Here is a 9,150-nt window from a genome sequence, read left to right on the forward strand (position 1 = left end):
GTTGCCGTAAGGTCGAGGAGGTTGTGACCCGATACCACTGGGACGTCGGATATCGCAGCACACTCCTCGTCGCTCATATATACATTCCACCTACACCCTACATCCCCAGCTCCGTCATCGACCTGTCCAGTATCTCCACCCCGCGGTCCAGCTCTTCGTAGGTTGCCGTCATTGGGGGTGCTATGCGCCAGACGTTGGCGCTTGAGGCGTAGGACGCCTGCTGTAGGATGAGGCCGTTCTCCAGGCACTTCTTGGTGAGCTTCTGTGTCTCCTCTCCGGCCGGCTCCTTTGTCTCCGGGTCCTTGACCAGTTCCATGCCGAGCAGCAGTCCGCGTCCCCGCACGTCCCCGATGATCGGGTGGTCCTCTTTCATACTCATGTACGCATCCTTCAGGTACTGACCCTTGGCCCTCGCCTCGTCTGCCAGCCCCTCTGTCACCAGCACCTCTATCACCGCGAGCCCTACCGCCGCCGCGAACGGATCATTCTGGTGTGACGATATGAAGGCCATTCCCTTGTCGTGGCAAGTCTCCTCTATCTCCTTGGAAGTGATCATCGCCGACAGGGGAAGCCCCGCTCCGAGTGTCTTTGACAGCGCCAGGATGTCCGGTACGAAGTCGTCCTGCTCGAAGGCGAATGTGGCCCCCACTCTTCCCATGCCCGTCTGCGCCTCGTCCAGGATGAACAGCATCCCGCGCTCCTCGCACATCTGCTTCACCAGCGGGAAGTAACCTGGCGGAGGCTCGAGGATACCCGCCGCGCTGAGGATGGGTTCGGCGATGAAGGCAGCCAGGGACCCTGTGGACTGGGCCTCCACCATGTCGAACCCGAGCCTCGCGCAGGCGTAGTCGCAGGACGGGAAGGTCAGGTTTAGGGGACATCGATAGCAGTAGGGCGTGGGTATGGCGATACCGCCCGGCACCCAGGGGCCGTACCCGCCTCTCCGGTTGGAGAAGGTGACGCTCATTGCCCCGCCCGTGTGACCGTGGTATCCCTGCATCAACCCGACCACCTCTTCGCTGACGAAGTTGGTATTGAGGTGGAGGATGCGATCGGAGCTCCGCCTCAGGGCCTCGGTGATGGCCGGATGGTTGTGCCCGATGCTGGCGGCCATCTGACCCGAGCCGAAGTCGAAATACTCCTTCTCATCTGTGTCGACCACGGTTGCGCCCCGTCCGTGAGCGATGATGGGCTCCCCGAAGTCCTTCGAGGATCGGAACAGGTGCGCCTTAGCCTGTTCCAACAGTTCAGCTTTGTGGGAGTCTTCGGGCATTTCCTGATCCTTCCGTGAACAATGCATTCCGGCTTTGAGTAACGGGACAAAGAAAACGCCTAAACGTGGAAGACGTACATGCTCCTGTTCGACATTGGCAGGTCCACCCACGCGCCGCCCTGACGGTGGCTCTCGGCCACCGCTAGACACGCTTCGGTGAGGTTGTGGGCAACCCCGATCGGACCGCCACGCGGAGCCCGTCCGCTCTCGTACGCGTCTACGAGGTCTTCGATACAGGTGAAGGTTGACTGCTTCGTAGGGTTTTCGATCGTTGGAATCTCGAGGAATTTGATATGTCCAGATGTCATCTGGCTCGGGTCCACAGACTCAGGCTCCCTGTAGATCGCGCCTGCGCCCTGGTTCAGTGACCTGATGGACCCCTCGGTGCCGATGATCTCGAAGTCACGGGGACCCGCCGGAACTGACCACGCCTCGACGCCGTTTGCGAAGCGTATGTGGTAGGCGGAGTCCGGGTCTTCGTCCAGCCGGTTGTCCCTGATCTCCAGGTTGCGCGGAAGAAGCTCTCCGCGCACGGAGACGATGCCCGGGTCGCCCATCAGGTACGACAGCATGTCCATCGAGTGGATCTGCATGTGCATCAGGCTGCTGATTCGGGTGTAGGCAACCGCGTGTGTCGGCTCCCCGATGTCACCCCTCGCTATGGCGTCCTTCACGATGCCGAACCGGTCGTCGAATCGCATGAGAACGCCGGTGTTGACGATGGTGCCGTTGGCCCTGCACGCTTCCAGGATGCCGTCAGCGGCAGTTGCTGAGCTTGCGATGACCTTCTCGACGTAGAGCATGGGCACGCCGGCGTTGGCGGCGTGAGTCGCGACTTCGGCGTGGGAGTCCTCCCGGAAGTCCCTGTTGGGCGCCTTTTCGACAGGCTTGGGCAGTCCGGAGGCTGTCGTACAGACCGCGACATGTCGGGGCTTTCCCTGGCGATCATCTCCCTGTAGTCTTCGTAGACGCCGTCGATGCCCCACGTCTCCCCGAAGGCATCGCGCCTATCAGGAAGGATGTCGGCGCCAGCCACAAGCTCCAGCCTTTCCGAAGCGGCGCACGCGTTGGCTATGGACTCGTCGAGAGTGCTTCCGATCCGGCCAAGCCCGACGATTGCTACCCGGTACCTCTTCATTGCTTTCACCCTCTCCCCAGTCCTCTCCCAGGGGTAGATCAACTGATATTCGTTCGTCCCCGGATCACGTCCGGGGCAGGCTCTGAGCCTGTCGAAGTACACCCCCGTCCCCTGAATTTCCGCTTTCGCCGGAGTGACGATTTGCGGATACCTACCCCTACCCCTGTCAGAACCCTATTCCTGAGAGAGCGGGTATATGTGGTCAGACCGGCGCGTCTGCCCTCTCCCGCCGAACACGGGCTGGCACGTCGTCGTCCACGGTCTCGACAGACACCATCTTCAGGCTGCGATCCTCGAGGGGCAGGTCCACGCGGACGAAGCCGCGCCGGTGCGACTCTCGCATCGCGATGGCGATCTCGAGGCCCTTGAGCGCGTCCTCACCTGAGCACTTTGGATGGTGTCCGTTCTCGATCGACGAGAGGATGTCGTCGATTATGGTCAGTCCCATCCCCTGTATGTGGGTGGGCAACGGGAACTGGTGCCTGATCGGATTCTTGCGATCTATCGCCCCCGGTCTCTTGGGCGCCACACGTGGGAACGGCTCGTCAACAAAGCTGGTGAGCTCCCAGGACTGTGCGTCGTCAGGCGTGCGGATCCTGCCGTGCTCGCCTATGACATCGAAGTCCCACTCGGCTCCGCCCGACTCCATGCTTCTTACGAAGGCGCGTGCGCCGTTGTCGAACGCCAGGTAGCCGTTGCCCATTATGTCATCGTCGGAGCCGGCAGCCTCATTGGATTCCATCTCGCCGAGTACCCACTGCACATCGCCTCCCGCCAGGAATCTGATCGTGTCCAGTAGGTGGACGCCGTTATGGGACAGGGTACAGGCGGCGTGGGCCGTGATCTGCAGCACGTTTCCCAGGTGGCCTTCCTGAATGATTCTCCGCGCCTCGCTGTACATGGGATTCCATCGCCTGGCACAGTTCACGGCCAGCGACACTCCCTCATCATGGCAAACGCGCACGATCGCGTCAGCCTCCGAGAGACTGACTGCCAGGGGCTTCTCGGCCCATATCGCCTTCACACCGGCCTTTGCGACTCTCTGGACGATGTCGGGGCGGACTCGCGCGGTCGTGCAGATCGAAACGATGTCCGGCTTCTCTCTGTCGAGCATCTCCTCGAAGTCCGAGTAGAGGTGATCGTCGGTGAGTCCCCATCGCTCTCCGAATATCGATCGCTGCTCGTCGTGGATGTCTGCGCCAGCGACAAGTTCCACCCTCTGCGAATGTGTGTAGGCCGGAGCGTGGCAGTAGTGCAGGTACAGCGACCCTCCACGGGTGATCTCGTCGTCGAAGGTGCTCCCCATGCGGCCAAGGCCGATGATCGCAGCGCGATAGGTGGACATGTTGGCCTCCCTTTGCAGGTACAACCTTGAGGCTGTCTCAAATGTCCCTTCTCCCCTGGCGGGAGAAGGTTAGAGCCTGCCCCGGACTTGACCCGGCTGGACTGGTGCGGCCTATGTTCTACCTGCGGGGCAGTTGGGCGCAACACTGGACTGAAGGCCGTAATACCCGTCTACGAGCGCTGGTACACCTGTACGCGGAACCGGCAGCTTTCCACCACGAACAGCCTGCCCTCGTCGTCCACCTTCACCGAGGTCGGACCCCAGAACAGCTTTTCGATGTTGGCCGACTCCTCCCGCGAGCTGCCCTGCGCCATGGGCCCAAGCTCCGGCTCCATGTCCGACTGTAGACGCTCGCGCAGCTCATTGGCGTTGGCGTCGTAGTACTCGTAGCCCCACTTGGATATGCCAGACTCGCCGCGCATCTTGGCAAGAAAGCTCCCGTCTGGACGCAGCACCTGCACGCGCTCGTTGCCCCAGTCGGCGATAAGTATGTTCCCTTCGGAGTCCGTGGTGACCCCCGCCGGACGGTTGAACTCACCGTCACCGTCGCCCGGCGTGCCGTAGGTGGCCATATGCCGTCCCCCGGCGTCGAAGCGCTGCACGCGGTCGTTGCGCCAGTCTGACACGAGCACGTCCCCATCGGCGTCGACGTGTATGCCCCAGGGCAGGTTGAACTCGCCGTCCGCCTGTCCTGGACGTCCCCACGACTCCAGGAAGCGCCCCTCGCGAGTGTAGCGCTGCACCCGGCAGTTGAGGCTGTCGGAGACAAGCAGGTTGTCGTCGGCGTCGAAGGCTATGCCCGAGGGACGGTTGAACTCGCCGTCCCCACGGCCCCTGGTGCCCCACTTACCCAGGTACTGCCCGCGGCTGTCGAAGATCGTGATTCGCTGCAGCGCCTCGTCGGATACGTACACGTTGCCGTCACGGTCTGTGGCGATCGACGACGGCCACATCATCTGGCCGTCCTCCACGCCGCCGGTGCTGAACTCGCCCAGGTACTCCTCGTTCGCCCTGCACATGGTGACGCGCTTATAGGCCAGCCTTGACGAGACCTCGGGCCCGGCCCGGTTGAGCACGTACAATACGCCGTCTTTGCCGAAGGTCATGTCGACCGGGTTGTTGAACCCACGTCCCTGTAACGAGTACAGGCCTATGGTGTGGCTGTAGCTGTAGAGTTGGTCCGTGGTGACCATGGCGTGCCTCCGAGCCTCATGCCATCTGGTATTCGCGGGTCGCGACTATGAGCTGCAGTAGCTCCATTACGCTCTCGGACGATTCGCCGTCGTCGTTGGCATTCGCCGCGTGCTTGACGAGCTCCTGGCGTGTGCTTGGCGAGACGCTCATCGACCCCATGAACTCCAGGCAGCTGTCCACCATCTGATCAGGTGTGAGTCCCGGTCCGCGAGCCTGGACGCGCTCGACGATGGACCTGACTCCTGGCTTTGTGTCGTCGGTGAACTGCTGCACCGCGAAGTTGACGCGGTTGACGAGACTCGCGGTGGTGACCCATTCCCGACCGCTGTGCCAGCCCTCCACGCTCGGCGGATCGACCAGCATCTGGCCCATGCTGCCGGTCTGGAGCGCAAGCTGAATGTCCTCGACCTCGGGGAACGCGAAGCCGCCGGACTGCCGCGCGGCCCCGGCTACCATCTCCGCTGGGCTCTTCACCTTCTCGAACCTGGCGCTCTTGAAGAAGTCGGAGTTGAAAAGGGTGCGCAGCATGGCGCGAATCTCTCCGCCGCTCGCGAAGTAGCTGTCGACCAGCGTGTCGATCGCGGCAGGGTCACGAGGCGGCACGGTCTCCCACGCGGGCACCTGCGCCTCGTCGGCGACGAAGAAGTTGTAAAGATGACGCGATATGAACCGCGCAGTCGCAGTCTGCTCGCAGATGATGTCGATGACGTCCTCGCCGTCGAACTCGCCCTGGTGCCCCAGGAACGTCTTCTCACCCTCGTCGTGGTCGTCGTCACGGTACTCGTACTGCCAGTCGAGGCGGCCGTATGGCCACACAGAGTCCACCGAAGCTCGCACCGTGTGGTGTGTGGCGTTGCGGATGGTCCAGCCGGTGAACGCTCGCGAGCACTGCCTTACGTCGTCCTCGGTGTAGTTGCCGACGCCCATCGAGAACAGCTCCAGGATCTCCCGGCCGTAGTTCTCGTTCACGGCGTCTTTGTGGTTGTCCTTGTTGTCGAGCCAGAAGATCATCGCAGGGTCTCTGGAGACCTCGACCAGCAGCTCCCGGAAGCTTCCGAGCCCGTTCCTGCGGAACATCTCTATCTGGTTCAGAATCGACTTGGGCTGGTTGAGCTTGGTGTAGCCCGTGGCGAAAATGCTGTGCCAGAATAGGGCGAGCTTCTCTTCGAGCGGGCGGCGCGTGTTGATCATGCGGTAGACGAGGTACGCCTGGCAGCTATCCACGATCAGCAGGCCGTTCTCGTCGACGTGGTAGCGTCGGATGAGGTCTTCGTCCTCAAGCGCGGGCGGCATGTTCTCAGGATGCAGCAGTTCCTCGACAGACGCCTCGTATCCCATGTCGGCGTAGCGATCGAGTTCATCGGGCGTCGCCCCAAACCCGGCGCGGCGCATAAGGTGTGCTAGCAACGCGATGTCCTGGTCAGGCATGGCGGGTACCCTCCTTGCTGAGATGGCTGCGTGCGAAACGAAGGGGCTTCGTCCCCATTGTATTGCGACTTGAGAGTATGCTCAAATCGCGCGCTTAGGGGCATAGGGTCTTTTCGTTTTCGCCCCATCGTTCATACTCTCGTTCACCCTGAGCTTGTCGAAGGGCCGCTCGTTCATGGTTCGATAAGGTCTCGTGAACTGGACGAACGGCTCACCACGAACGAGCTGCTCATCTGATACTCGAAAACGAAGAGTCCTTGCTTAGAGGTAGCCTATGCTTTCGTAGCGGCGGTCCCCTGTCGTGGCCCCGCCTCAGGCCATCTTTTGGTACACGTCCGGAAGGGTCTCCTCGAGGCGCTCGAAGCTGCGCCAGCCTCCGTAGCGGGGAGTGAGCGCGGCAACCACCGAAGACGCCGCATCCTGGGCGTTCCTGCCCTCACTGATCGCGGTCCTGAGACTGCCGAAGAGGTCATTGATGAAGTCCCTCGCCTCCTCCAGCGCAGAGTGCTCTCCGACCGGGCCGTGTCCGGACATGAATCGCTCGATAGGCAGACCGACCAGCCGGTCGTCCGTGTCGGGCCACTCATCCGGGTAGCTATCGCCCAGATAGGGGACACCGCCGTCCTGCGCGACGTCACCGCAGAAAACGATGCCGTCGTCCGGAAGGTGTATGTGGACGTCGCCGCTCGTATGTGCCTTCCCCAGGTACCTGAGATGCAGCTCCCTCCCGCCGAAGTAGAGCCTCATGCTGGTCTCGAACGTGAGATTGGGAGGCGTGATGTTCACCAGCCCTGCCTCTTCGGACCAGGAGTCGCCTGAGCTCATCACACTCTCACGCCACTGCCTGTTCCACTCGACGTCCACCATCTCGTTGTAGCAGTTCTCGTGCCCGATGATCGTGGCGTCAGGAAACTCCTCGTTGCCCCACGAGTGGTCCCAGTGCGAGTGGGTGTCCACAACGTACTGAATCGGCTTGTCGGTGATGTGTTTGACGTCCTGAATCAGGTCCCGCGCGAACGAGGGAACGCGCAGCGAGTCGATCACCAGCACACCGTCATCGCCGATGATGATGCCTGCGTTGGTAAGACCCTGATGCAGCCGTGCAAATACGCCCGTTTCCAGTTCTATAAGTTCAGTCCCCGGTGTCATGGTCATTCGGATGCTCCTTCTCCTTCAACGTTCGCCCAGTATATTACACGCCCGCGATCGTCTCGTTCGGGGTGGCATATGCGGTAGTGGGCGTCAGCGACGGTGCTTATGAGCGTATTGACTCCACTGTGTTGTGTGCGCAAGAGGGAGACTGTACCAGAACGACGGGTGGAGTATCGTTCGTCATTCCGGCGAAAGCCGGAATCCAGGGGTTGGTGGGGCAGCTTTCGTTGACACTGCCTACTAATATGAGACAGGTTCCCACGCGGAAATTCCATTGACACCCATGAAAGACCGTGCTAATACTGTATGCAACATACCCCCTGGCGTCCCCTCAAGTGCGGAGCCCGTCCCTCAACCATAGGCAATTACGCCAATAGGTGGCCGGGCAAAGCCCGATGGCATGTCAGGTTAGAATGCATGAGAGCCGAAGCGTGATTTCTTCGGCTCTCTGTTCGTCTGGGTTCTACCAAAGGAATGACATGGCTAGATTGGCGATCTACATTGACGGTGGGTATTTCGAGCAAATCTCGCGTCAACTTGGCGTCAGGGTCCACTTTGCCAAGTTCGTTGATGAGATCCTGAACATTGTCACCGATAGGACGTCTGGCACCCTCGACCTGTTGCGGACGTACTACTACGACAGTCTCCCATACCAGGGTGATCCAGCTACGCAGGAGGAAAGTGAGAGGTTTGCACGCAAACGTAGCTTCTTCCAAGTATTGAGACGAATTGAACGTTTTCAGGTAAGAGAGGGTCGGCTGGCACTTCGCGGCTACGATCAAAGTGGAAGGCCTATGTTCCAACAGAAACGTGTTGACTTAATGCTGGGGCTCGACTTTGCTCTACTCAGCAGCAAGAGGCAGATCACTCATGCGGTGTTGATTGCAGGGGATAGTGACTTCATCCCAGCCGTCGAGGTCGCCAAACAGGAAGGAATCGCAGTTTGGCTCTTCCACGGCCCCGGTCGTACTAGCGAAAGGCGATCTACTCACGCTGAAGAACTTTGGGTAGCTGCTGACGTGCGCTTCGAGTTAACACGAGAGTTTCTATCACGATCCGCGATGTGACCTCTGTACCTCTGTCAGCTTCTCCCATATCGAAGGAAGCCTTCTTTAGAGTCGGTTTACGCCGCACGATTGTTCCTGAACCGAGAGGCGAGTTTATTCTTCATGACCACTCTCTCACGGATGCTGGCGTAGGCTCCTGGCTTAACTTGTTAAGTCCTTTATGGCAGATGGCAGTTCCCTGAACGTAGCGACCTTGGCAGTTACTTTGGACAGATCGTGAGCCGCAGTGAACTCGTTTGCAACCACGATGCAGTCAATACCGGCCGCTATTGCCGACTTCAACCCTCTCGCCGAGTCTTCAATAGCCACCGTTTCAGCGGCAGTAGCGCCAAAGCGTTCGAGTCCTCTCAAGTAGGGCTCAGGATGTGGTTTGGCTCGCTCGTAGTCTTCCCGAGTCAAATAGAACTCCATATGATCCAGGATGGATCGCCTCTCGTGTATCAGGGCGAAGTCAGGCGGTTTGGAGGTGGTGACTATGCCCATCCTGTACTCACCTGCGAGTACGTCCAGCGTTTCCAGGACACCCTCGATTTCGATGTCTTCGGTCATCAGG

General features: G+C 60.4%; 8 protein-coding genes. 1 reads left to right on the forward strand and 7 read right to left on the reverse strand.

Translation table 11 applies throughout. The features are described 5' to 3' along the window. Window positions 1-97 precede the first annotated feature (97 nt). From J4G14_12805 to J4G14_12830, 6 genes are all read right to left on the reverse strand, one after another. Entirely contained in the window at window positions 98-1,273 is a 1,176-nt protein-coding gene (locus J4G14_12805; protein MCE2458670.1) for an aminotransferase class III-fold pyridoxal phosphate-dependent enzyme, read from the reverse strand. A gap of 670 nt (window positions 1,274-1,943) precedes the next feature. After that, window positions 1,944-2,411, reverse strand: a complete 468-nt coding sequence (locus J4G14_12810; GenBank protein ID MCE2458671.1) for a Gfo/Idh/MocA family oxidoreductase — start codon at window positions 2,409-2,411, stop codon at window positions 1,944-1,946. A gap of 202 nt (window positions 2,412-2,613) precedes the next feature. Then, entirely contained in the window at window positions 2,614-3,756 is a 1,143-nt protein-coding gene (locus tag J4G14_12815; protein MCE2458672.1) for a Gfo/Idh/MocA family oxidoreductase, read from the reverse strand. 170 nt (window positions 3,757-3,926) lie between these two features. Beyond that, the gene (locus J4G14_12820; GenBank protein ID MCE2458673.1) at window positions 3,927-4,949 is read right to left on the reverse strand and encodes an SMP-30/gluconolactonase/LRE family protein; all 1,023 of its coding nucleotides are present in this window, start codon (window positions 4,947-4,949) and stop codon (window positions 3,927-3,929) included. A 16-nt stretch (window positions 4,950-4,965) separates the two neighbouring features. Then, entirely contained in the window at window positions 4,966-6,378 is a 1,413-nt protein-coding gene (locus tag J4G14_12825) for a DUF1800 domain-containing protein (protein MCE2458674.1), read from the reverse strand. A 312-nt stretch (window positions 6,379-6,690) separates the two neighbouring features. Further along, entirely contained in the window at window positions 6,691-7,533 is an 843-nt protein-coding gene (locus J4G14_12830; protein MCE2458675.1) for an MBL fold metallo-hydrolase, read from the reverse strand. A 485-nt stretch (window positions 7,534-8,018) separates the two neighbouring features. On the opposite strand from J4G14_12830, the gene J4G14_12835 reads away from it, so the two are divergent. Then, window positions 8,019-8,597 carry an NYN domain-containing protein gene (locus J4G14_12835; GenBank protein ID MCE2458676.1) on the forward strand — a complete coding sequence of 193 codons (579 nt, stop codon included), beginning with the start codon at window positions 8,019-8,021 and terminating at the stop codon, window positions 8,595-8,597. 141 nt (window positions 8,598-8,738) lie between these two features. Here the strand turns inward: J4G14_12835 and J4G14_12840 are convergent. After that, window positions 8,739-9,150, reverse strand: a 412-nt coding sequence (locus tag J4G14_12840) for an HAD family hydrolase (GenBank protein ID MCE2458677.1), incomplete at its 5' end; no start/stop codon positions are given.

The sequence above is a fragment of the Dehalococcoidia bacterium genome (assembly GCA_021295915.1).
GTDB lineage: Bacteria > Chloroflexota > Dehalococcoidia > Lucifugimonadales > UBA1123 > VXRN01.

Excerpts from the sequence above, each read along its gene's own strand:
- J4G14_12815 (MCE2458672.1), bottom strand. The coding sequence starts at position 3,756 with ATGTCCACCTATCGCGCTGCGATCATCGGCCTTGGCCGCATGGGGAGC.
- J4G14_12820 (MCE2458673.1), bottom strand. The coding sequence starts at position 4,949 with ATGGTCACCACGGACCAACTCTACAGCTACAGCCACACCATAGGCCTG.
- J4G14_12830 (MCE2458675.1), bottom strand. The coding sequence starts at position 7,533 with ATGACCATGACACCGGGGACTGAACTTATAGAACTGGAAACGGGCGTA.
- J4G14_12805 (MCE2458670.1), bottom strand. The coding sequence starts at position 1,273 with ATGCCCGAAGACTCCCACAAAGCTGAACTGTTGGAACAGGCTAAGGCG.
- J4G14_12825 (MCE2458674.1), bottom strand. The coding sequence starts at position 6,378 with ATGCCTGACCAGGACATCGCGTTGCTAGCACACCTTATGCGCCGCGCC.
- J4G14_12810 (MCE2458671.1), bottom strand. The coding sequence starts at position 2,411 with ATGAAGAGGTACCGGGTAGCAATCGTCGGGCTTGGCCGGATCGGAAGC.